General features: G+C 59.5%; 14 protein-coding genes and 1 tRNA gene. 2 read left to right on the top strand and 13 right to left on the bottom strand.

Features of this window, described 5'->3' with window-relative positions:
- Window positions 1-382: 382 nt before the first annotated feature.
- The 9 genes from cbiT to NW812_RS10510 all read right to left on the bottom strand — a co-directional run bounded on the left by cbiT (window position 383) and on the right by NW812_RS10510 (window position 13,634).
- A complete protein-coding gene (gene cbiT, locus NW812_RS10550; protein ID WP_414396681.1) occupies window positions 383-991 on the bottom strand; it encodes a precorrin-6Y C5,15-methyltransferase subunit CbiT in 609 nt (202 codons plus the stop codon).
- Window positions 992-1,100: 109 nt separating this feature from the next.
- Window positions 1,101-1,173: transfer RNA gene (locus tag NW812_RS10545), tRNA-Thr, on the bottom strand.
- Between the two features lie 60 nt (window positions 1,174-1,233).
- Entirely contained in the window at window positions 1,234-2,844 is a 1,611-nt protein-coding gene (lnt, locus tag NW812_RS10540) for an apolipoprotein N-acyltransferase (RefSeq protein WP_414396678.1), read from the bottom strand.
- 88 nt (window positions 2,845-2,932) lie between these two features.
- Window positions 2,933-3,571 (bottom strand): DUF305 domain-containing protein, encoded by a 639-nt coding sequence (locus tag NW812_RS10535; protein WP_414396676.1) that lies wholly within the window; start codon window positions 3,569-3,571, stop codon window positions 2,933-2,935.
- 91 nt (window positions 3,572-3,662) lie between these two features.
- Window positions 3,663-8,450 (bottom strand): response regulator, encoded by a 4,788-nt coding sequence (locus NW812_RS10530; RefSeq protein ID WP_414396674.1) that lies wholly within the window; start codon window positions 8,448-8,450, stop codon window positions 3,663-3,665.
- A gap of 145 nt (window positions 8,451-8,595) precedes the next feature.
- Window positions 8,596-10,950, bottom strand: a complete 2,355-nt coding sequence (locus NW812_RS10525; protein WP_414396671.1) for a methyl-accepting chemotaxis protein — start codon at window positions 10,948-10,950, stop codon at window positions 8,596-8,598.
- A 299-nt stretch (window positions 10,951-11,249) separates the two neighbouring features.
- The gene (locus tag NW812_RS10520; RefSeq protein ID WP_414396669.1) at window positions 11,250-11,768 is read right to left on the bottom strand and encodes a CheW domain-containing protein; all 519 of its coding nucleotides are present in this window, start codon (window positions 11,766-11,768) and stop codon (window positions 11,250-11,252) included.
- Window positions 11,769-11,832: 64 nt separating this feature from the next.
- A complete protein-coding gene (locus NW812_RS10515) occupies window positions 11,833-12,198 on the bottom strand; it encodes a response regulator transcription factor (protein WP_414396666.1) in 366 nt (121 codons plus the stop codon).
- 296 nt (window positions 12,199-12,494) lie between these two features.
- Entirely contained in the window at window positions 12,495-13,634 is a 1,140-nt protein-coding gene (locus NW812_RS10510) for a response regulator (protein ID WP_414396664.1), read from the bottom strand.
- Window positions 13,635-13,806: 172 nt separating this feature from the next.
- Between NW812_RS10510 and NW812_RS10505 the strand changes: the two genes are divergently transcribed.
- Window positions 13,807-14,100 (top strand): YggT family protein, encoded by a 294-nt coding sequence (locus NW812_RS10505; RefSeq protein WP_414396663.1) that lies wholly within the window; start codon window positions 13,807-13,809, stop codon window positions 14,098-14,100.
- Here the strand turns inward: NW812_RS10505 and NW812_RS10500 are convergent.
- The gene (locus NW812_RS10500; protein WP_414396661.1) at window positions 14,097-15,209 is read right to left on the bottom strand and encodes an electron transfer flavoprotein subunit alpha/FixB family protein; all 1,113 of its coding nucleotides are present in this window, start codon (window positions 15,207-15,209) and stop codon (window positions 14,097-14,099) included. The two genes, NW812_RS10505 and NW812_RS10500, sit on opposite strands and share 4 nt — an antisense overlap.
- Before the next feature lie 29 nt (window positions 15,210-15,238).
- The gene (locus NW812_RS10495) at window positions 15,239-16,063 is read right to left on the bottom strand and encodes an electron transfer flavoprotein subunit beta/FixA family protein (protein ID WP_414396659.1); all 825 of its coding nucleotides are present in this window, start codon (window positions 16,061-16,063) and stop codon (window positions 15,239-15,241) included.
- A gap of 554 nt (window positions 16,064-16,617) precedes the next feature.
- On the opposite strand from NW812_RS10495, the gene argS reads away from it, so the two are divergent.
- A complete protein-coding gene (gene argS, locus NW812_RS10490; protein WP_414396657.1) occupies window positions 16,618-18,414 on the top strand; it encodes an arginine--tRNA ligase in 1,797 nt (598 codons plus the stop codon).
- An 85-nt stretch (window positions 18,415-18,499) separates the two neighbouring features.
- Here argS and psaB read toward each other — a convergent pair whose 3' ends face one another.
- Window positions 18,500-20,734: a photosystem I core protein PsaB gene (gene psaB, locus NW812_RS10485; protein ID WP_414396655.1), complete on the bottom strand. Its 2,235-nt coding sequence runs from the start codon at window positions 20,732-20,734 to the stop codon at window positions 18,500-18,502.
- A gap of 21 nt (window positions 20,735-20,755) precedes the next feature.
- Window positions 20,756-23,023: a photosystem I core protein PsaA gene (psaA, locus tag NW812_RS10480; RefSeq protein WP_414396652.1), complete on the bottom strand. Its 2,268-nt coding sequence runs from the start codon at window positions 23,021-23,023 to the stop codon at window positions 20,756-20,758.
- Between the last annotated feature and the right edge of the window lie 155 nt (window positions 23,024-23,178).

The raw sequence follows: 23,178 nt of genomic DNA, 5'->3' as shown, positions 1-23,178 counted from the left end.
GTGTAGAGAAATGTGTATGGCGCAGTAGTTGCCTTCCTTGGGCTCGCAGTGGGGGATTGGCAGCTGCTACTAGGGTTTCGGGAAGAGCGGGGAAAGCGAGGAGGCATCGCTAGCCCAAGCTGGCTTTTCCTTCGGCTGGCTTGGCCTAAATCACTTCCTGTCGGCAGCGATTGCCAATGCCCCAGTCCCCATAGCATTCAAGTCGCTGCAGGTCGAATCAACAGCCGCCCCAGCCTTACTGCCTGCAACTCTGGAAAGGGGACGTGAAATCTCTCCATTGCCCTCTGCAGCTGGAGAAAATTGGAGTCCTGGTGGTTCGGTTTGGTTGATTCACATTGCTTTAGAAAAAGCTTTGCAAGCAGCGGAGAAGAAACCTCTCAAGCTATTTAGAGCTTTTCTCTCCGCTTAACACAAAAGTAGGATCCAAAGCCAGCAACAGTTGGGTGCGGCCTCGCGACTCCAGACGGTTTACTGCTGCCTGGATAACTTCAACCTGGTGGGCTCCCACCGCAGCCAGGCCGACGGAGAGGCCGTAGAGATCTTCTAGCGAATTGGTGGTGGCCACGACTCGGCCGTTGGGTTTGAGATAGTGCCAAGCAGCCTCTAGGATCTGGCGGAGGGGATGGCCCCCTTCAATGCAGAGGCGGTCGGGGGGCGGAGAAAGCTGATGCAGACACTCGGGAGCAGTGCCCTGGATAACTTGCACGTTGCTGAGGCCAAATTTCTGGCAGTTACTCTCGATCAAGCTGACCACCTCCGCATCGCGCTCGATGGCAATCACGCAAGCGCGGGGGCAGAGAATGGCCGCCTCGATGGCAATAGTGCCAGTGCCAGCGCCGATATCCCATAGGCAGTGGTCTTCTCCCAAGCGTAACTGGCTCAGCACTAGCACCCGCACCTCGCGGGGGCTCATAGGGATCCCCGGGATCCGCTCAAAGGCAGAGTCTGGAATGCCAGGGGTGCGGTAGGGCCAAGGAAAAGGGGTTGTCATTGCCAAAAACTGCGGCCGGGAAGGTAAGGAGACAGCTTGATCACCTAGCCACGCTTAGGGGGCAGCCCCTCCCGCCCCACAGCCCTTGTAAAGCTAAGGCAGGTTTTAAAGCTGATGATCGGACTCGAACCGATGACCTGCTCATTACGAGTGAGCTGCTCTACCAACTGAGCTACATCAGCAAGGAGGGCTCGGATTCCATTTAAGCGGAGCTAGGCACCGCCTGCCGCAAAGCCCTAACCCTACCTGGGAATTTTAGCGTATCCTGGCTTGGCTCGGGATCCCCAGGCCTTCAATCCCAGAGAAAGGCCTAAGGTCAACCAGGCCAGCCAGTCGCCTGTGCGCGTGTAGAAGGTTAGCTGGGATTGCCGCCTCACCTCTCCAGTAACCACTCCGCGCTGAAAAATCGGGCCCACGCGTTGTATTCGACCGGAGGGATCCACCACCAAGTTGCCGCCGGTGTTGTTGACAAAAACCACGCTGCGCCGGTTTTCAACCGCCCGAAAGACCGAAAGCCGGCCGTGGAGCAGGGGCCAGTGGCTGTTGCCAAACCAGCTGCTGTCGGAGATCACGATCAACGACTCCGCTCCCGCACGAGTTAGAGCTCGGCTGGGGGCCGGCAAGACGCTCTCCAGGCAGATCATCACCCCCAAAGGCCCAAACAGCTCTCCTCCTGCTAGCGGCCGATAGCCATCGGGAGAGGGCACGTAGCGGCCCGACTCGAAGTAGGGAAAGATCCACTGCTTGCCAAACCAATCCTGCACCTGGCCCTGGGCGTCGAAGAGGAGGGCTGTGTTGAAAAACCGCTGCTCCTCCGCTGGCAGATGTACCGTGCGGGGATCGGGCTCCGTTGCCCCGGTAATCAAGGCTCCTCCAGGGGGAAGGATGGCTCGCATCGGCTCGATCACATAGGGTTGTAGCGGGGTGTTCAGTAGGCGGGCTCGCAGCGCTCCTTCTGGCCAGATCACCAACTGGGCCCCCTCGGCCACCGCTTGGGCCGAAAGCTGGTGCAGCTCGCGGTAGCGCTGGCTGCGGTAGTCCCAACTGCGATCGGCTTCTAGCCAGGCCACCTGCTGCACCGTCCCCACGCGAAAGCTGGGATTCCCTCCTCTTGCCGCCAGGACATCGAAATAGGCCAGCCGCACGCTCCCGTAGGCCAAGACTGGCCCTGCTAGAGCCAGGCCGCAGGCCAAGATCCGCCAGAAATCCAGGTTTCTGCGCCCTGCACTCAGCACCCCCCGCAAGGAAAGCTGGGGAAGCTGGAGGGCCAACTGCCAGAGCACGCCGTTGACGAAGACCGCAAAAAAGGTCACCCCCCAGATCCCCGCCAGATCAGCCACTTGGATCCCCAGCGGCCAATCGAATAGCAGGGAGCCCCAGTGGAAGGGAATCGGCCAGCGGAGCAGGCCCAGCAGCCCATCTAGCCCTGTCCAGACCGTGGCCACCCCTAGGGGACGGGCCCAGGGGGGAAGCGGCTGGCTCAACTGCAAACTTAAAACGGTGGCCGTTGTGAAAAACAGAGGAATCAGGGGGGCCACCACCATTCCCCCCAAGACTTCCCAAGCGCTGAGCACTTGAAGGGAGAAGGGATCCACCCAGAAGGCGTACAGGCACACGCAAAACCACAGGCCATAGGCCAAACGCCACCGCCTCCACCCCTGTTGCTGTTCGCAGAGGTAAAACAGGGGTGCTAGGCCCAGTAGTGCCCCTGGGAACCAGTGCAACCAGCGGTTGGGGGATCCCAAGCACAGCAGCAAAACAGCTAGCCCTGCCAGCCAGCGGGATCTCCGGTCTTGGCGAACCGGTGGAAGCAAATCGGGGTGTTGAGGGAGGGAGGGCAGCTCTAGGGCCATTGGCAATGCGGAGGAATCCTTTGGGTGCTGCGGGCAGCAGCAAGAGCCGGCCTTGCTCGCATCCCCTCATCTTTCTATCCCAGCGGCCCTACCGCGGATACCACCGCTTTTGCCAGGCCCGCATTTGCTCAATCTCCGCCTGCTGGGTAGTGACAATGGCTGTTGCCAGTTGCCGAATCTCGAGGCGCTTGGATTTTTCCAGAGCCTCTCTAGCCATGACCAGGGCTCCTTCGTGGTGCTGGATCATGGCTTGCAGGAAGCGCAGGTCAAACCCAGGGTCAGCGGATCCCAGGTTGGTATCCATGCGCATGGCAGCAGCCATCTCCGGAGTCATGGCCATCTGGTGGCCCATCTCTTCATGCCCCATGACGGGATCCCGGGGAGCTTGCAGGTACCAGCTCAGCCGCCAGCCTTGCATCTGCTTGATTTCTTGGCTCTGGGCAGCCATGATATCCTTGGCTAACTGACGAATTTCCCGCTGCCGGGATTTTTGCAGGGCCTCCGCGGCCATGCTCACCGCTCCCTCGTGGTGGAGGATCATCGCATCCAGAAACCGCAGGTCGAAGGATTCGTCGGCAGGGCCTAGGCTTATCTGATGAGCTCTATGGATCGAGAGCTCCCCCTTCCCCTTGCTCTCATGAGCAGTTGCCTCCAGCTCCCTGCCAGCCCAGGAAGCCCCCAGGACAAACCCACCAGCCAGGATGAGAGCCCAGACAGTCAGGCGCATCGCCACTTCCCTCCGAGGACAACAGGCCAATATCCTACACCTTCCAATCTCCTCTGGAGTCAAGCCCTTTGGCGATCCTGGCGTCGCCCCTTCAGGAAGGGGGGGCAGGCTTCAACAACTGCTCCCCTTGCAGCATGCGAGCAGCAGCGCTGAGCAGCTCCTCCTCCAGGTAAGGCTTGGTGAAGTAGGCAGTGGCCCCCAGCTCCCGGGCTGTTTGCCGGTGTCGTTCTGCCCCCCGCGAGGTGAGCATAGCTACCGGAATATGCTTGAGGTTGCTGTCTGCCCGTATGCGGGAGAGCAACTCTAGGCCGTCCATGCGCGGCATCTCGATGTCGCAGAAGACAAGATCGCAGCGCAAGCCGCCACGCAGCTTTTCCCAGGCATCCTGGCCATCGCGGGCCTGCTCCACCCGGTAGCCCACCTTTTGGAAGGACATGGAGAGCAGCTCTCGCACGGTAATCGAGTCGTCCACAATGAGCACCGTGGTCTGATGGGTTTCCTCGGCCCTTGGCTCCTCAGCGCGACGCTCTGCCCAGAGGCGGCTGAGATCGCGACGGCGGCCTTGAGCCATATCCACCAGCTCGAGGACGTCCGCAATCGGCAGCACCCGCCCGTTCCCCAACACTGTTACCCCGGAGATTCCCGGCGGTTTGGGCACAGGGCCGCGCAGTTGCTTGATCACGATCTCCTGCTCTTCCACAAAGCTGTCTACCTGCAGAGCAAGGTACTGGCCCGCACTTTGGAGGACAACGATGGGAATGATACCCTCATCCTGGGTGACGGTATAGACCTCAGAGCGGCTGCGGCTGTGGCTGCGGCTGTAGGACAACAAGCTGGAGAGGGGCTGGAAGGGAAGACGCTGATCCCGCCAGGGAATGGTGGGCCGTCCCTGCTCATCAGGCTGCACGGCGTCGACGGGAACATCCAGCATCTCCTCCACGCCGTCGAGGGGGAAGGCAATCAGGGCCTTGTCGCTGACACACACCATCGCCTTGGAAATGCTCAGAGTGAGCGGCAGGCAGATGGTGAAGGTGGTGCCCCTGCCGCGCACAGAATCCACCTGAATGCTGCCGCGCAGTGCAGTGATGTTGCGCCGCACCACATCCAAGCCAACCCCTCGCCCAGCCAGATCGTCTACCTCGCTAGCCTCGCGGCTGCTGAAGCCGGGGTGGAAGAGAACCCCAAATACTTCGTCTTCGGTTGCTTCCTCTGACAGCAGCCCCAACCTTTGCGCCTTGGCCTTGACCTTCTCCACCGGGATCCCCGCCCCGTCGTCGGAGACGACAATGATGGCTTGGTTGCCCTGGTAGAAAGCCTTGACGGTGATCTTGCCCTCAGGGGGCTTGCCCAAGCGGCGCCGCTCTTCCGGCGGCTCGATCCCGTGCACCAGGGCGTTGTTCACCAGGTGGGTTAGCGGGTCGGAGAGCTCTTCCAGAATGGCCTTGTCGATAAGGGTGTCCCGGCCTTCCACCACCAGGCTGGCCTGCTTACCGGTTTTGAGGGAGAGGTCGCGAACAGCTCGGGGCAAGCGGTCGGCAATTTGCGCAAAAGGCACCATGCGCGCTCGGTTCAGGCCCTCTTGCAGTTGGGCAGTGACCTGCCGGAACTGGCGGGCAATCTGCTCCGCCTCATTCACCGCAAACTCAATATCGGAGGAAGACTCACGCACCCGCACAATGAGCTCGATAATCTCCTGGGCCAGGGCGTGGAAGGCCGTAAACTGGTCCATCTCCAGCTTGTCGAACTCCTGGCCTGTGGAGTGACCTACTCTGGCGCGGCTGGATCCCTCGCCGTTGCGACTGGAGCCCACTGCTGCCGTGCTCCTGCGGCCAGAAAACAGCGCTGCTTCCAGCAGGGAGCGGTCGTACTGATCCCGCATGCGCTGGCTCAGCTCCCCAAGCTGCTGGACACGGCTCAATAGGCCATCGAGAAATTGGCGCAGACGAGTTTGGTTTTGCTCTATGCTATTGCGAATGACAACCAGCTCTCCCACCAAGTTGTTGATGAAGTCCAGGTGACGCACCTCCACCCGCATTACAGAGCTACCTAGGGCAGCCCGCCGGCTGGCCGGTGTTGCTGGCGTAGCGGGTACTGCTGGGGTGGCTGCTGGAGCAGTAACAGCAGGGGGAGGAGGCGCAGCAGGAGCCTGGGGAGCGACCTCGAGGTCGCCTAGAAGGAATTCCAGTTGGGCTGCGAAGTCGCTGGCGGCTTCTGCAGGGGGAGCAGTAGCCTCTTCCAGCTTAGGAGTCACTGCTGGTTCAGCAGCATCCAAGAGAGCAGCCAGATCGTCCAGGCTGGGGCTCGAGGAGCCTTCTAATTCTAAAGCTTCTTCTGCCGGGGTCTGCATCTTGCCCTCAGCCACAGTTGCGCCCGGGGCAGCCAAGGGCTCATCCTCGGCAAACAGGCTTTCCAGTTGCCTGGCCAGGTCTTCCTCTGCTGACTGCAGAGCCCTACCCTCCTCTGCTACCTCTGGCGGAACTTCTGCAGCTAAGTTGCTTGCTGGCGAGGCTTCTAGGTCACCCAGGGAGGCTCCTTCCTGCGTGTCTGCCGCTGCGGCAAAGAACCGGCTCAGCTCCTCCAGATCGATCTGGCTGTCGCCATCGGTATCCACAGCCGATGAAGGTTCGCCAGCCCCCCTGCCCAGCTCTTCGGCCTCGGCCTCCTCGGCAAACAACGCCTCGAGACGGTTGAGAGAATCCTCCGAGAAAGAGGCAGCAGCTGCTGCAGAGGGCTCCTCTTCTGGGGCTGGAAACATCTGCTCCAGGAGCGCCCACTCTTCCTGGTTTTCTGGGGCCTCCACCGTCTCACTAGCCAAGAGCTCAGCCAGGCTCAGCTCAGCCGTGAAGCCCTGGGCTGCCGCAACCTCTGGCTCCTCGAGGCCTTCGGACTGCTCAGCTGCTTCCGACCAGACTGGCTCTGCTGCCCCAAGAAGATCCTCTAGGCTCTCCTCGGCAGGGGATCCCTCCTCGCCCTCTGCCCAAAGCTCCACCCTGGGAGTTGACTCCAAGTCAGGCAAGGGAGAACTCTCAACAGCCACCTCCCCCAGCTCAAACGGGGTCTCCACTCCGCCACTTGCAGCCGCAAAGTCGAGGCTCGCTGTAGGCCTTTCCGCAGGTGCTTGGGCCGTCAACTCCTCTTCGGTGACGTTCCAGAGAGCTTGACCTGTGTCCTCAGCCTCTGTCTGCTCAGCAGCGCCAGCCTCCGCTGTTGCTTCGCCCACCACTTCCGCAAACAGCGCTGCCAGATCCGCTTCCGCTCTCCTCTCTTCTGGGATGAGCTCCTCGAACGCTGCTGAGGAGAGTTCAGAGGCAGGAGGGATCAGCTCTGGTGGAAGTTCTTCGATATCGGATAGCTGTTCTGCGTTGGCAAACAGCTCCTCGAAGGCCAAGGAGACCTCTTCCTCTAGACTCAAGGGAGTGGCGTCGAAGTCACCTCCACCCACGGCCCAGTCGGCTTGTGGCACCCCCTTCTCCTGAAGCCAGTTCATCTCTACGGAGCCAGCAAGGCCTTCTTGGGCAAGGTCGGCGGCCGCTTGCCCGTCTTCCTCTATCCCCTTCTCGGCAGGCATCTCCGGCCGGCCTAGCTCTGGGTGTTCTGTTTCTTGGCTTTCGGCTTCTAGGGCTTCCTCTAACCCAGATTCTTGGCTTAGAGCCGGAGCAGAGAGGACGGCCTCGGGTTCGGCAGAGGACAGTTCTGACTCAGCCTCCTCAGCAACTGTCGGCACGCGGCGGAAGGCCAACAGCTCTGCAGAGGGCTGGATGCTCTGGGCTGATCCGCTAGCCAGAGCCTGGTGGCCCTGCTTGAGATCTCGCAACACTGGCAGAGCCACCTGCCGTAAATCTTGGGCAGGATCTGCCAAAATCTCCCCAACCAGGCGCGCTAGGGCTGTCCAGCCGCCCAGATCCACACCCTCGGCCTGCCCCACCTCTTGCAGGGATTGGGCGATGCTCTGCAAGGCGGGCCGCGTAGCGGGGTCGTCGGGCCGTTTGAAAAGCTCCAGCATCTGGCGCAGTAGGGCCGGGATCCGCTGCTGGATCACCACGTCCAAGGGATCAGGGGGTGCAGCCGGCGCTGCCGGGCGGGCCAGCTGCTGCAATTCTGCCGAGGCACTCACCTCCTCAGCCCTGCCTGCCAAGATCAACTGCTGCCCTTGCTTGAAGTCCCGCAGGGCAATCAACGCCAGCGTTCGCAGATCGGCATTGGGGTTGCCCAGCGCTTGCTCGAAAGTTTCTGTGAGCTGTTGCCAGCCTTTCAAGTGATGAGTTTGCCCGATTTGCTTGAGGACGGCATTTGCCTCCCGCAACTGCTCGCGCACGCCCGGCTGATCCCCTTGCTTGAACAGCTCCAACATCTGCCGCAACTGCTGCGGCACCACTTCCACCATCTCCTGCTGAAGGCTGCGAGCTGCCGACGGCGGGGCAACAGCCGGAGCGGGAATGGAGGGGGGGCCTTCGCCCAGAAGACTGCGAATGTGCTTTTCGGCCTCCTGAAAAACTGGCTCCAATCCTGCCAAAGTGGAAGCGCTGAACTCCTGGGTGAGGCCTTGGGGGCTCTGCAGCTCGCCCAAGAGCGCCGTCAGACCATCAAAGACCTGCAGCAGCAGTGTTTCCAGGTGCTGATCCACTGGCACCTCGCCCGGACGAGAGCGAAAGATGTTAAAGAAGTCTTCTAGGCGGTGGGCTGTTCGCTGAATGCTGGTAAGGCCCAGCATGGCTGCTCCCCCCTTGATGGAGTGAGCAGCTCGGAATAGCTCATTGATTTGCTCAGGGTCGCCGACCGTGTCCCGCAAGCTGAGGAGCCCTTGCTCGATAGTGGCCAAGTGGTCGCGGGCCTCTTCGATGAAATAGTTGAGAATCCGCTTTTGTGCTTCTTCATTCATGGCAGGAGGCTCCTCCTACGACCCACAGTTTTAGTAGTAACAAATTGGACACAGGAAAACTTGCCTCTGCGCTGATTGGCAGGGGGCTCCCAAGGAGACTCGGGATCCTTACTCCCTAGAGTGCCCGCGAACCAGGCAAATTTGCTCATTCATCTCCCACTCGGAAGCGACCCACGGAAGCTTGAAGCTCACGGGCAATGCCCACCAACTGCTGCAGCGAAGCAGCCACTTTCTGCGCCTCTTCGGATGTCTCGTTGGCTGTCAGCGCCACTGATTGCATGAGGTGGGCCACAGCGCGAGAGGTCTCTGTTTGTTGTACGGTAGCCTGAGAAATGGCCCGCACCAACCTATCAATCTGGTGGCTGACCTCGATGATCTCGTCCAGACTGTTTTTGGCCTGCTCAGCCCGCCTTGTTCCCTCGATCACCACCTGGGTTCCCTCTTCCATGGCTGTCATGACGTTGCTGGTCTCCGACTGGATCTGCAGCACAATCTGCTCGATCTCTTTCGAAGCTTTGGCGGCTCGGTCAGCCAGTTGTCGCACCTCATCGGCCACAATGGCAAAGCCCCGCCCCGCCTCGCCGGCCCGCGCGGCCTCGATACTGGCGTTGAGGGCAAGCAGGTTGGTGCGCGAGGCAATTTGTGAGATCAAAGCCACAATCTTGGAGATCTCCTGGGAGGATTCTGCCAAGCGTTTCACCTTGCGGGTCGCCTCTGCTGCCACTTCCCGAATCTCCAGGATGCTGGCCACCGTGCGATCCACGGCTTCTCCGCCTCGGGCAGCTGCTTCTGTAGCCTGGGCAGCGACATTGGCTGCCTCGCGAGCATTGCCAGCCACCTCCTGAATGGAGTCTGTCATCTCCTGAATGGAGTTGAGGGAGTTGGAAATCTCCTCCGCCTGGCGCAGGGCGTCGGCAGAAAGGTTGCGGGCAAAGTCCTCGCTCTGTAAAGCTGCATCGTTCACAGCGGCTGCGGCCCGCTTCACCTGAATCACGATGTCCCGCAGGCTGCTAATGGTCAGGTTGAAAGAGTCAGCAACAGCTCCGAGCACGTCAGCGGTAACCTCCGCCCGCACCGTCAAGTCCCCGCGGGCTGCCCCCTCCACATCGTCCAGGAGGCGGATCACTTGGCGTTGCAAGTCTTCCTTAGCCTGCCCCTGTTCAGCAGCCCGCTGGCTGAGGTCAGCAAAATGGGCCTCCAGGGCAGCAGCCATCCGGTTGAAGCTGTCGGCCAAGCGCCCCAGCTCGTCATCTCCTCTCGCCTCTGCCCGCACGGAATAATTCCCCTGGGCCAGGGCGGCAAAGTGTCCGGCCAGCTCTTGGGTAGTGGCGCGAAGGCGCTGGGCATGGCGGGAGGCAAGGACAGCCCCAACTCCTGTGCCAATGACCCCCCCGCCAACTACGCCGGCCAGCAGGCGGGCTCCACCGTTGGCTGGGATCCCTAGGCCAATGGCCAAGCCGGCAGCCAAACTGACCACCCCTTGCATCAGCGCCAGGGTCAGCTGATTGGCTGTCAGTCGGCTAGGCAGTTCCCCTCTAGGTATGCTGGGGAGAGGAACGGAGAGAGTCGGCAAGCTTTGTAGCGTTCTAGCCGTTTCTCCTGTCTTGCCCTCATCGGCGCCGAGGGCCGCCGGCTCGCTCCTGCCTGTGCCGGCCAGTTCGCGATCCAAGCTGTCCAACTCGTCAGGCTCAAAGAGCACCGTAGAGCCAGCGCTGGCTGTATCTTCGTCGGGGGCAGGGATCGGCTCGCTCATGGGGGCGGCCAATTCCGTCGGCAAGCTTTCTTCTAGGGATCCCCCTTCCTCAAAAGTGGGTAGAGAAAAGCCCATCTCCTCGGGAAAATCGGCACCGCTAGCCAATTGAGTAACAGCATCGCTTTCCAGATCTTGCGGCTGTTGCTCAAACTCGTTGAGGAAGGCAAAGTCGTCCTCGAGCATCGGCTCTGCCTGAGGTTGCTTCACACCCCCTCCCGTTGTTTGAGGAGTCGTGGGCAGGGGCTGAGAGGAGCCCAACAGGGCTGCTGGCTCCACTGAGAGTCTCGTCTCGAAAGGTTCGGCAAATTCTCCAAAGCTGTTGCTCTCCGCAGCAAGGGGATCGGCCCCAGCTTCTCTCCTCTCCTCAAACGCAAACTGGGAAAAAGGATCCGACTCCTCCAGTTGAGCAGCAAACCCCTCCCGAGGCTGAAGCTCGTCCTCCTGCGGTAAAGGGGGAGCCTCTGCTAGCTCCGGCGCCACCTGCAACAGCTCCTCCAGGCCCCTACGGGCTGCTTCCAGATCCTCAGGATCGCTGGCTGTTTTGAGGATGGTATCGTAGGTATGGCGGGCTTCCCGCAGTTGCCCCGCTTGCTTCTGGGCCGAAGCCAGCAACAGCTTGACCGCCGTATCCTGAGGTCGAGCAGCGGCCACCTGGCTGAACAGCCGCACTGCCTCGGCGTAGTCCCCCTGCCAAAAGGCAACCATTCCCTCAGTGAAGTCTCTCTGATTGTTTGCGCTGGAAACCATGGCTCCTCCCTTCCCTGCTTGGCTACCTCTGGGACTGCTTTAGCCTCAATGCACAGAACTCACCCCACACCAACCCCTCAAAGTCGCTAGGTCGCCATAAAGCTGTAGTACCTGGTCATGGACTGCTTTTCCCTTCCAACCCTGAAGCTTTGGGGGCAAGAGCTAGTGCAACACATCCCCAGCAAGCTTGGGGCAAATCTCTTGGGAACAGGCTCCAAGCTGTTTCCCCTGTCTAGGGAGCAATCTCGATAAGAACTATACATCCTCCTTTTCCTGGCGAACTTATAGGCGGCTCCTCATCAGCCCCAACGATTAGATTTCAGGATGGCCGACGGATCCAGGAACGGCAAGTGAGCCCCTGTCTCTGGCATCACCCATTCTCCGCGCAAGAAGGGAGCTAGCGACTCAGGAGCCTTCTGAACAGGTTGCAGCGATTCCGTCTTGAGCCACTCCATGCCCCCAATGGAGTCCACAGCCAATCCCATCAGCAAATCCTGTTGATCCATCACAGCCACTACAGGCAGCTCGGCACGCTCAAGATTGAGGGGGGGACTGATCCCCAAGAATTGCCCCAGGTCTGCAACCCAGATCACTTCACCCCGCAAGTTGAGTGTGCCCAGCAAAACCGGTACCACATTGGGCATGGGGGTAATCTTCTCAGGGCCAATGCTCATCACTTCCACAATTGATACTGCCGGCAATGCAAATTCTTCGCCGGTAGCAACCTTGAATTTCAGGAATAGCTCACCTTCAGGAGCCTCAATTTCTCTCAATTCCTGGGTTTCGTCCCCCATCAACAAGTCCAGATCCCCCACCATGATGCTCCCCCCTGTGGATGGTCCTGTGGAGAGGTGGCCACCGCTCCCTTGCTCAGAAAGCAGGCTAGCCTCTTAGTAATCGCTTAATCGTACCCACCAGTTCCTGGGGCTGAAAAGGCTTGGCGACATAGGCATCTGCTCCCTGGCGCAGCCCCCAGTAGCGGTCGGCTTCCTCACCCTTGGAAGAGCACATGACAATTGGAGTGTTCTGAGTAAGCGGGTCAGCTTTGAGAAGACGGCACACCTCGTAGCCGTTCATGCGGGGCAGGACGATGTCCAGCACAATCAGGTCGGGTTTGTTCTGCTTTACCGCCTCTACAGCTTCCACTCCATCTTCCACGGTCATGACCTCGAAGCCGTTTTCCTGCAGCAGCTTACTGATCATCTCCCGCTGGGATTGGCTATCTTCTACCACCAAAATGCGACTCATTTTTGGCCGGTCTCCTTGATCTCTTAACCATTAACCTAATTGGTGGAGCAAAGACTCCGCAGACATGTCGGGTGCTTTCATTTCCTTTCACCGGAGCACTTCGTAGCCGTTCCTGCGTGGCCTCCAGGTAGGTAACTGGTTATCCACTATCACTTTGACCATCGCCTGCACCCCCCAGCCATTGGCCTGCTGCGACTGAAGCCTATTGCTCAGCTCTGGGGCTGTGGGCCAGCCGTGCTACCCCTATTGTTTCGATGCGGCATTCCTCCGTCCGGTACTCCCTCTCCCGTTTGATCCTATTCGCCGCCCTGTTTGGGAGGTGGGCCCACGTAGGATTCGACGACGGTCAGCAACTCCTTCTCAGAAAAGGGCTTGCCCAGAAACTCGTTGGCCCCCGCCATGCGGGCTTTAATTCGGTCAGAAAAACTATCCTTGCCGGTGAGCATCACGATGGGGGTTTCATGGAACTGGCTGGATTTGCGCAACATGGCGCACAGCTCATACCCATCCAGCTTGGGCATGGCCACATCGCAGAGAATCATGTCCGGGTTGAGGAGAAACACCTGTCCCAGAGCTTTGAGGGGGTTGCCAATGGTGGTAACCTGGTAGCCCTCGTTTTGCAGGATGAACTCCACGGTTTTTTGGATGGCCATGGAATCGTCGATGCAGAGGATGTGAGCAGGCTTGTCGCTAGGTTTGAGGGGTCTACTAGGCTTGGGACCAGCAAGGGGGACAGGCTCGGACAGGTGGATTGCCCCCTGCTGCACATAGGGATAGAAGGCTTTGGCCACTAGCAGGATGTCTCGGCCCAGGTAGCGGGCCATCTGGCGAATGCTGGTTTTGCCGTCCGACCACTCACTCAGAGCTTTGAAGACGGCGGCTGGCAGGGTTTGCTGGAGGGGCAGGGGGTTGACGATGGTGGGGGCTTGGTTGGGAGTCTGGATATAGGGATGCAGCTTCTTCCACTCCTGCACTTGGGTCACCATCTCAGTGAGCAGGGAAGTGACCGGGAAGGTGGTCAGTTGGGGGGCCAGAGGAGGGCCAGCCTCGAAAATAAAGGAGCCGTGGTGAAGGCTGAGCAGATCAAAGAGGACTTCCCGCACCATGCCCAGAAGGATTTGCTTGCCTTGGTTGGGGTTGAGCTTGTGGTTTTCCAGCAAAGACCAGAGGCGGCTGTACTCGGGGATGTTCACCGCTGCTTTGGGTGGCATCTGAATTTCGTCTAAGGCAGCTTCGAGCTGGAAGCGGCGCAGGTAGTCCCTGAGACGAGCAACGTTGCCTTCGCCTTCAGAGGCATAGATGATTCGCCCATTGAGGAAAAAGATGAACCAGTAGAGGGAAGGGTTTGCCTCCACGACAAGTTCGCCGGTGCGCTGGCCCAACTCGATCAGCTGGAGAATGCTGCGGATATCGATCTCTTGGAGTCTTCCCTGCATGGGATCCCTCCCTGCAGTCAGCAAGATACGACCATTATGGCGCTAGTCTCCAACGGCTGCCTGTAGGACTATCTTGGAAATGGAGTTAAAGTTTTAAGAAGCTGAGTCTAAGGTTAGAGCCGAGCGCCTAAATCCCCGTTGGGCTCCGAATCCCCTAGTTCCTGCAAGACGTATGCTGCCGATATTCGCTGCCTGGGTGCTAGGTCCGCTGTTGGCAACCTACACCGTGCTGTTTGTGCTGCGCATTTTCCTGTCCTGGTATCCGCAACTGGATACTTCCCGCCTTCCCTACTCCCTGGTGGTCGGCCTAACCGAGTTTCTGTTGCGCCCGACACGCCGCCTGATCCCGCCTCTGGGGGGTGTAGACATGGCGCCTGTGGTTTGGGTGGGCCTAGTAACCCTGTTGCGGGAGCTGTTGCTGGGGCAGCAGGGTCTGCTAACGATGGCCCTACACCCGTCTTTCTAGGGCTTTTGTAGGAGAGGGAGCCGCTGCTGGAAGGGTTGTTGGACATTGGCTCCTTCTCGCCTCTCCTCCTGAGCCTGTTTCAGGTGCCGAATTAGCTCTGGCACCACCTGGTAGAGATCCCCCACAATGCCGTAGTGGGCGAATTTGAAGATGGGGGCGGAGCTGTCCTTGTTGATGGCGATGATAAGCTGGGACTTGTCCATGCCAACTCGGTGCTGGATGGCTCCCGAGATGCCACAGGCAATGTAGAGCTGGGGACGGACCGTTTTCCCCGTTTGGCCTACCTGGTGGGCATAGGGGATCCAGCCGGCATCGACAGCCTTGCGAGAAGAGCCAACGGCGCTGTTGGGGAAACAGGCGGCTAGCTCCCTCATCAGCTCAAAGCCTTCCGCGCATCCCAGGCCGTAGCCGCCTGCAACGATGACTTTGGCGCGGCTGAGATCCACTGCCTGGGAAAGGTTGCGCACCGTTTCCACAATGTGCAACTTTAGATCCTCCGGCTTCAGGTTAACCGGCACCGGGATCACCTCCCCCTGGCGAGATCCGTCCCACGGCAGGGGCAGCATCACCCCAGGGCGCACCGTGGCCATTTGCGGATTCTTCCAAGGTCCAAGAATGCGGGCTTTGAGCGATTCGCCAAAGCTGGGCCGAATGGCGTACAGGCAGGCGGGGAAGAAGCCAGCCTTGCTGGGATCTCTGCTGTTGGTGTACTCAAAGGGGCCGATGTCCAGCTCGGTGCAATCGGCGGTCAAGCCCGTTTCCAGGTGGGCTGCCAAGCGGGGGGCCAAGTCGCGGCCAGTGGTGGTGGCGCCAAATAGCAAGATGTGGGGCGGCTGAGGCCAGCTTTTGATGAGATCCACGATGACGCGGCGGTAAGGCAGAGTGCGGTATTGAGCCAGCTCTGGATGATCGGCAATGAAGACTTGATCCGCCCCGTGGCCGATGAGAAGGGAGGGCAAGTGGGCGATGTTGTGCCCAAGGACCAAGGCACTCAGGATCCCTCCTAGCTTGTCCGCTAGCCGTCGCCCCGCTCCTAACAACTCCAGAGCGATGGGCTGTAGCTCCCCGTCTACCTGCTCGGCAAAGACCACTACCCGCTTGCTATCCATAAGTTGGGACTCCTCTTGGGGTGGGGAAGCTAAGAGGTCAGGGTGTAGCGGAACAAGTCAACGGCTTGGGTGAGTTGTTGCACCAGTTGGGGCAGCGGCTGCCCCTGAAAAACTTGACACCGGCCGCCCATCTCCCCAACTTTTTCGGTAGCGGCCACAATGGTCGGGGATCCCTTGAGGCCACAGCGGTCTGGATCGGCCCCTATGTCGTCTAGGCTAAGAATCTGGATGACCTCAGCCCGTGCTGCCTCGTCCCGCATGAGCCGCTGCACCCGCTGCATGCCGCGCAGGGTAGGGTAGGCCAAGCGTCGCGCTGTGTTGGCCACTGTAACCAGAACCGGCAAGGGCACCCTTACTGTCTGGGATCCTCCTTCGATAGCCCGCCGCGCCACCAAGATCCCCTCTTGGATCTCGAAGGCCTCGCAATAGGTAACCTGAGGGATCCCCAGCCGCTCCGCCAACTGGGGCCCCACTTGGGCTGTATCGCCGTCGGTGGTCTGGAGCCCGCAGAAGAGGATATCCGGCTGGCCCGCATACCGAACTGTCTGGGCCAAGGTGTAGGCAGTGGCCAAGGTATCGGAAGCAGCGAGGCGGCGATCGGTTATCAGAATGCCCCGATCCACGCCGTGGGCAATGGCCTCGTAAAGTACCTCGATGGCTGGCGGTGGCCCCATGGTGATTGCCGTCACCCTGGCCCCGTGCTGGCGTTTGGTTTGTAGAGCCGCTTCCAGGGCATAGCGATCAAAGGGGTTTAACGTCCGCTTGGCCTTGGCCCGGTCGATGGTGCCATCGCTGTTGACGCCCGTTTTGCTGTTAGGATCGGGCACTTGCTTAATCAAAACAAAGGTCTCCACGGGCCCTTGTCCCCTACTGATCTCCTCTAAGGTAGAAGGGATTTCCTGTCTCACGAAACTTATTCAGCTTTTTTTTGGGATCACTACCAGCTTTAGTCAGCCGTTACTTGTTGTTACCGTTTATCTGTTGCTAGCAGCCTTTTGGCGAGCCCAATCGGCAAGCTTACTAGACCTTGCCAAGCCGATGGAGTTAGCCTGCTTAATTTCACTGGAAGACAAAGTTTCTTGTCTACAGGTAAAGTGCCGGTGGTTACAGTCAGCATTAAGTAGCAACAGACTTCACGCCGTAACTTTGGCGGTGGCTGAGGTGAAGGCCCCTGAACGCCTCTTGCGCAGCGCGGGGCAATCAAAACAAGAGGTGTAGCCGCAACTGCTTCGTGGCAAGGCAGACTGCTCTCATCCGTTGGAAATTGCCATCCTCGAGACACTAGGATTTTGGTCTTCACTCCCTAGAACCAGCCCGGCTGGAGCAGAGAGGAGGCAGTTGTGTCAAAATCAAGAGACGCGCTGGTGCCCAGTTGAGCTTTCGCAGAGTTGTCTTGGTACCCTCAGCCATGGTCACCCAGTCCCTATCCACCTCCCTGATTCGCTTTCTCACCGCTGCCGTAGCCGAAAGCATTCAACGGGCAGCCGCAGCAGGGCAACTGGGATCCTTGACTCCCGAGCGGGCAGCCGGCGTGGTGCCAGTTGTTCAGATCCCCAGCGATCCTCGCTATGGCGATTACGCCTGTCCCACTCCCTTGGGAATGGCCAAGCTCTGCCGCCTAGCGCCGGCTCAGATCGCTCAAACTCTGCGAAAACACCTGGATTTGCCGGATATTGAAACTGAGGTGGCAGGGGGAGGGTACCTCAACTTTCGGCTTGGGGATCCCTTTTTGGCCAGGCGACTGCAAGAGTTGTTGAGGTTGGGGGACGACTTTGGCAAAACCGCCAGTCCTCATCCCGAGCGCATTTTGCTGGAATATGTTTCTGCCAACCCAACAGGGCCGCTGCACGTAGGGCATGGCCGCTGGGCGGCGGTTGGCTCCACCCTGGCTAACCTGCTGCGCTGGACAGGCCACCAAGTGGAGCGGGAGTTCTACATTAACGATGCCGGCAATCAGATGCGGCTCTTAGGTCAGTCTCTAGAGGTGCGGGTGCGGCAACTCCAGGGCGAAGAAGTGGCTCTGCCAGAGGACGGCTATCACGGCAGTTACTTGATCGATATTGCTCGGCGGCTGCTGGAGCAAGTGCAGGCTGGGATCCGCCCTCTGCCAGCCAGCCTAGAGGAATACATAGAGTTTGCTTATGAGGAAATCCTGGCCTGGCAAAAGCAGACCCTACAGCAGTTGCGCACCGAGTTCGATCACTGGTTTAGCGAGCGCCGCTTGCATACGCCAGATCCCCAGACGGGCCTGAGCGCTATCCAGCAGGCTTTGCAAGAGCTGCAAGAGCGCGGTTTTCTCTATAGGGCTAGAGCGCCGCGAGGCGAGGATCCCAAGCTAGGGGCCGAGGAGGCCGTTTACTTCAAAACCCAAGAATTTGGCGACGACAAGGATCGGGTGGTGCAGAAGGCTGATGGCTCGTTTACCTACCTAGCGGCTGATATCGCTTACCACCGCGACAAAGTCCGGCGGGGCTACCAGCGGCTGATCAACATCCTTGGCTCGGATCACCATGGCTATATTGGTCGCCTGAGGGCAGCGGTGGCGGCCTTCAACCCAGAGGTGAAGCTGGAAATCCTGATTGGCCAATTTGTCAAGTTGTTTAAAGCTGACCCGGAAACTGGAGAGAAGGTCGAAGTGCGCATGTCCAAGCGCACTGGCAATTTTGTTTCGCTAAACGATCTCATCGAAGATCCAGAAATTGGCGTGGGGGTCGACGCAGCGCGCTGGTTTTTGCTCAGCAGCAGCATGGACAGTCCCATCAACTTTGATTTGGATTTAGCTGTCAAGCAAACTTTCGATAACCCAGTGGTCTATGTCCACTACAGCCACGCCCGCTGCTGTACCCTGTTGCGGCGGTTACAGGAGGAAGAAAAAGTGAAACTAACTGACGAAGTTGCCCTGACGGAGCAACGAAGACTGCCCTACAGAGAACCCGAAGAGCGAGCCTTGCTGTTGCGCCTGTTGGCTCTGCCGGATGAGCTGATTGCCGCTGCCGAGGAGCGCGCCCCGCATAAAATCATCCGCTATGCAGAAGCCGTTGCTGCCGATTTCAACAAGTTTTACGACAACTGCCGCATTTTACCTCTCTTGAAAGAGGATCCCCTCTTGGCGCAAGCCCGCATTCAACTAGTGCAAGCTACGCGGCAGGTCTTGTTTAACGTGCTCACTGGCATCCTCGGCCTAAGTGCCCCCGAGTCCATGTAAAGCTTGACCGAGTTCCTATCCAAGGTTCGAGCAGTAAAAAAGGGATCCCACTTATAGGGATCCCTGAGTTGCTTTAGCTAGGCAGTTAGCCCGACAAGGAAGCCGTCGAGGCGATGAGGAAGGCCGCGTAGGTCAGCACGTACCCCACTGTGAAGTGAGCTAGACCCACCAAGCGCCCTTGCACAATCGACAGGGCCACTGGCTTATCCTTCCAGCGGATCAAGTTAGCCAAGGGAGTGCGCTCATGCGCCCACACCAAGGTCTCGATCAGCTCTTGCCAGTAGCCGCGCCAGGAGATGAGGAACATGAACCCCGTGGCCCACACCAAGTGGCCGAACAGGAACATCCAGGCCCAAACCGACAGGTTGTTCATCCCGTAGGGGTTGTAGCCGTTGATCAACTGAGCGGAGTTGGCCCAGAGGTAGTCCCGCAGCCAGCCCATGAGGTAGGTGGAGTTCTCGTTGAACTGGGCGGTGTTGCCGCTCCAGATCCCCAGGTGCTTCCAGTGCCAGTAGAAGGTGACCCAGCCAATGGTGTTCAGCATCCAGAACATGGCTAGGTAGAAAGCATCCCAGGCCGAGATGTCGCAGGTGCCGCCCCGACCTGGCCCATCGCAGGGGAAGCTGTAGCCGAAGTCTTTTTTGTCCGGCATTAGCTTAGAGCCGCGGGCATCCAGCGCCCCTTTGACCAGAATCAACGTGGTAGTGTGCAGGCCTAGGGCAATGGCGTGGTGCACCAGGAAGTCCCCAGGGCCAATAGGCAGGAAGAGGAACCCATTGGGGTCGTTAATAGCTTGCAGCCAGCCTGGCAGCCACACGTTGCCGTGGTTGGGCCAAGCAGTGGAGGCAATGCTGTTGGGATCCGACAACAGCACGTTCATGCCATAGAGCATCTTGCCGTGGGAGGCCTGGATGAACTGGGCAAACACCGGCTCGATCAGGATCTGCTTCTCCGGCGTGCCGAAGGCCTGCATGACGTCGTTGTGGACGTACAGCCCCAGCGTGTGGAAGCCCAAGAACAGCGACACCCAGCTCAGGTGGGAGATGATCGCCTCCTTGTGATCCAGCACCCGCGCCAGCACGTTGTTCTTGTTGGCCTCGGGATCGTAGTCCCGCACCAGGAAGATGGCTCCGTGAGCAAAAGCTCCTACCATCAAGAAGCCAGCAATGTACTGGTGATGGGTGTAGAGAGCCGCCTCCGTGGTGTGATCCATGGACATGAACACGTAGGGGTTGAGGGCGTACATATGCTGGGCCACCAGCGAGGTCACCACCCCCAAGCAGGCCAGAGCCAGTGCCAATTGGAAGTGCAGGGAGTTGTTGACCGTGTCGTAGAGGCCCTTGTGCCCTTCGCCCAGTAGGCCCCCAAAGGGAGTGTTCTTGGGTGGGTTATGGGCGCCCAGGATCTCGCGGATGCTGTGGCCGATGCCCCAGTTGGTTCGATACATGTGGCCAGCCACAATGAAGAGCACGGCAATGGCCAGGTGGTGGTGGGCCATGTCCGTCAACCACAGAGACTGGGTGTTGGGGTTGAAGCCGCCCAAGAAGGTAAGGATGGCCGTGCCCGCCCCTTCTGCAGTGCCCCAGACGTGGTTGGCCGTGTCTGGGTTCTGGGCGTACACCCCCCAGTTGAGGGTGAAGAACGGCTTCAGGCCCGCTGGGTGGGGCAGGGTGGTGAGGAAGTTGTCCCAACCTACGTGCTGACCGCGGGACTCGGGGATGGCCACATGGATCAGGTGGCCCGCCCAAGCCAAGGAGCTGACGCCAAACAGGCCGGCCAGGTGGTGGTTGAGACGGGCTTCGGCGTTCTTAAACCAGCTCAGGCTGGGGCGGAAGCGAGGCTGTAGGTGCAGCCAGCCAGCAAACAGGAACACCGCTGCTAGTAGCAGTAGGCCAATGGCGCCGGCGTAGAGATCGCCGTTGGTGCGTAGGCCAATGGTGTTGAACCAGTAATAGAGGCCAGAGTAGGCAGCATTCACAGGGCCACCGCCACCAGGTTGGGTGAAGGCCTCCACTGCCGCCTTGCCAAAGTGGGGATCCCAAATGGCGTGGGCAATAGGCGTGACGCCGGTGGGGTTGGCCACCCATTGCTCATAGTTGCCCTGCCAGGCGATGTGGAAGACGTTGCCAGAGGCCCACAGGAAGATGATCGCCAGATGGCCGAAGTGAGTGGCAAACAGCTTTTGGTAAAGCCGCTCCTCCGTCATGCCATCGTGGGTCTCGAAGTCGTGGGCGGTGGCGATGCCATACCACAGACGTCGAGTAGTGGGATCGCTGGCCAGGTCTTGGCTGAATTGGGGAAAACGAGTTGCAGTGGTCATGATTGTCTCTTCCTCCTTGCCTTAGCCGAGTGCGGCAAACCGTGCCAGGAAGAACGCCCAAGTGGTCACGATTCCGCCCAGCAGGTAGTGGGCCACACCGACCGCCCGCCCCTGGATGATGCTGAGGGCGCGAGGTTGAATGGCCGGAGCAACTTTCAGTTTGTTATGGGCCCAGACGATGGACTCGATCAGCTCCTGCCAGTAGCCACGGCCGCTGAACAGGAACATTAAGCTGAAGGCCCAGACGAAGTGGGCGCCCAAGAAGAGCAGTCCATAGGCCGACAGCGCCGAGCCATAGGAGTTGATCACCTGCACCGATTGGGCCCACAGGAAGTCCCGCAACCAGCCGTTGATGTTGATAGCGCTGGCCGCAAAGTTGCCTCCGGTGAGGTGCTCAATCGTGCCGTCCGGGTTGACGGTGCCCCAGATGTCGCTCTGCATCTTCCAACTGAAGTGGAAGATCACGATCGAGATGCAGTTGTACATCCAGAACAGCCCTAGGAACACGTGATCCCAAGCGGAGACTTGGCAGGTGCCGCCGCGGCCTGGGCCATCGCAGGGGAAGCGGAAGCCCAGCTTGGCCTTATCGGGGATCAGGCGAGAAGAGCGGGCAAACAGCACCCCCTTGAGCAGGATCAGCACCGTGATGTGGATGGTCATGGCGTGAATGTGGTGAACCATGAAGTCCGCCGTGCCCAGCACCATCGGCATCATGGACACCTTGCCACCCACAGCCACCACATCACCCCCAAAGATGGGGCTTACCGAAGCGCCCACATAGGGAGCAGTGCTAGCGATGGCCTTGGTGTGCAGAGATTGAATCCACTGGGCAAAAATGGGCTGCAGCTGGATGCCCGTGTCCGAGAACATGTCCTGCGGACGGCCCAGGGCCTGCATCGTGTCGTTGTGAACGTAGAAGCCGAAGGCGTGGAAGCCTAGGAATAGGCACACCCAGTTCAGGTGGCTGATGATGGCGTCGCGGTGGCGGATCACCCGATCCAAGACATTGTTGCGGTTCACCGCCGGGTCATAATCGCGAACCATGTAGATGGCCCCGTGGGCAGCGCCGCCAACGATAAACAGGCCCCCTATCCACATGTGGTGGGTAAATAAGGAGATCTGGGTGGCGTAGTCAATGCCCATGTAGGGGTAGGGGTTCATGGCGTACATGTGCTGGGCCACGATGATGCTCAGGGATCCCACCATGGCCAGGTTGATGGCCAGTTGGGCGTGCCAAGAGGTGGTCAGCACTTCGTACAGACCCTTGTGGCCCTCGCCCGTGTAGGGGCCCTTGTGGGCTTCCAGGATCTCCTTAATGGAGTGGCCAATGCCCCAGTTGGTGCGGTACATGTGGCCAGCCACGATAAAGAGCACGGCGATGGCCAGGTGGTGGTGGGCCTGATCTGTCAGCCAGAGGGCGCCCGTTTGCGGATCCAGACCACCCTTGAAGGTGAGGAACTCCGCGTACTTGCCCCAGTCCAAGGTAAAGAAAGGCACCACCCCGCTGAAGAAGCCCCAATCCACGCTGGGGAACATCTCCTTCATCAGGGCCGGCTTGAGGATGAATTCATGGGGCAGAGGGATCTGGGCCGCCGGCACGCCAGCATCCAACATCTTGTTGATGGGAATGGCCACGTGGATTTGGTGACCAGCCCAGGCCAGCGCACCTAGCCCCAGCAGGCCCGCCAGGTGGTGGTTGAGCATCGACTCTACGTTTTGGAACCACTCCAGCTTGGGAGCCCGCTTGTGGTAGTGGAACCAGCCAGCAAACAGGCAGAGGGCGGCCATCACCAAGCCGCCAATGGCCGTTACCAGGAGCTGAAACTCATTGGTGATGCCGGCAGCCCGCCAGAGGTGAAAGAGGCCCGACGTGATGCGGATCCCTTCAAAGCCGCCGCCCACATCACCGTTGAGGATCTCCTGGCCAAAAATGGGCCAGACTACCTGGGCGCTGGGCTTGACATTGATGGGATCAGCCAGCCAAGCGGAGTAGTTAGAGAACTGAGCGCCGTGGTAGTACATGCCGCTCAGCCAAACGAAGACCACCGCCAGGTGGCCGAAGTGCGCCGAAAAGATCTTGCGAGAGATGTCTTCTAAGTCGCTGGTGTGACTGTCGAAGTCATGGGCAAGAGCATGTAGGTTCCAGATCCAGGTCGTGGTCTTGGGCCCCCGCGCCAGGCTGCGATCGAAGTGCCCTGGCTTGGCCCATTTCTCAAATGAGGTGGGAACTGGATCGATATCAACCGAAACCTTGACTTTTGGCTCTCGCTCCTTAGGTGTAGTTGTCATCAAGAACTCCTCTCTTGCGACCAGGAACGAAGCACCCCCGCCCTAGCAAAACTGGGGATTCTCCCCTGGGCGGGACTTACCTGGCATTATAGGTCAGCCTCTGTAAACCCCCTGTCGCTTCACAATAATTAAACTCAGGAGCCAGGCATCCCCTC

Source organism: Synechococcus sp. O70.2 (genome assembly GCF_047462135.1).
In the GTDB taxonomy this organism is placed as follows: Bacteria; Cyanobacteriota; Cyanobacteriia; order Thermostichales; family Thermostichaceae; genus Thermostichus.
Note: the sequence above shows the minus strand (reverse complement) of the source record. Positions and strands in the feature narration are given on the sequence as shown.

Coding starts and splice junctions, on each gene's coding strand:
- cbiT (WP_414396681.1), bottom strand. CDS start 991: ATGACAACCCCTTTTCCTTGGCCCTACCGCACCCCTGGCATTCCAGAC.
- lnt (WP_414396678.1), bottom strand. CDS start 2,844: ATGGCCCTAGAGCTGCCCTCCCTCCCTCAACACCCCGATTTGCTTCCA.
- NW812_RS10535 (WP_414396676.1), bottom strand. CDS start 3,571: ATGCGCCTGACTGTCTGGGCTCTCATCCTGGCTGGTGGGTTTGTCCTG.
- NW812_RS10530 (WP_414396674.1), bottom strand. CDS start 8,450: ATGAATGAAGAAGCACAAAAGCGGATTCTCAACTATTTCATCGAAGAG.
- NW812_RS10525 (WP_414396671.1), bottom strand. CDS start 10,950: ATGGTTTCCAGCGCAAACAATCAGAGAGACTTCACTGAGGGAATGGTT.
- NW812_RS10520 (WP_414396669.1), bottom strand. CDS start 11,768: ATGGTGGGGGATCTGGACTTGTTGATGGGGGACGAAACCCAGGAATTG.
- NW812_RS10515 (WP_414396666.1), bottom strand. CDS start 12,198: ATGAGTCGCATTTTGGTGGTAGAAGATAGCCAATCCCAGCGGGAGATG.
- NW812_RS10510 (WP_414396664.1), bottom strand. CDS start 13,634: ATGCAGGGAAGACTCCAAGAGATCGATATCCGCAGCATTCTCCAGCTG.
- NW812_RS10505 (WP_414396663.1), top strand. CDS start 13,807: ATGCTGCCGATATTCGCTGCCTGGGTGCTAGGTCCGCTGTTGGCAACC.
- NW812_RS10500 (WP_414396661.1), bottom strand. CDS start 15,209: ATGGATAGCAAGCGGGTAGTGGTCTTTGCCGAGCAGGTAGACGGGGAG.
- argS (WP_414396657.1), top strand. CDS start 16,618: ATGGTCACCCAGTCCCTATCCACCTCCCTGATTCGCTTTCTCACCGCT.
- psaB (WP_414396655.1), bottom strand. CDS start 20,734: ATGACCACTGCAACTCGTTTTCCCCAATTCAGCCAAGACCTGGCCAGC.
- psaA (WP_414396652.1), bottom strand. CDS start 23,023: ATGACAACTACACCTAAGGAGCGAGAGCCAAAAGTCAAGGTTTCGGTT.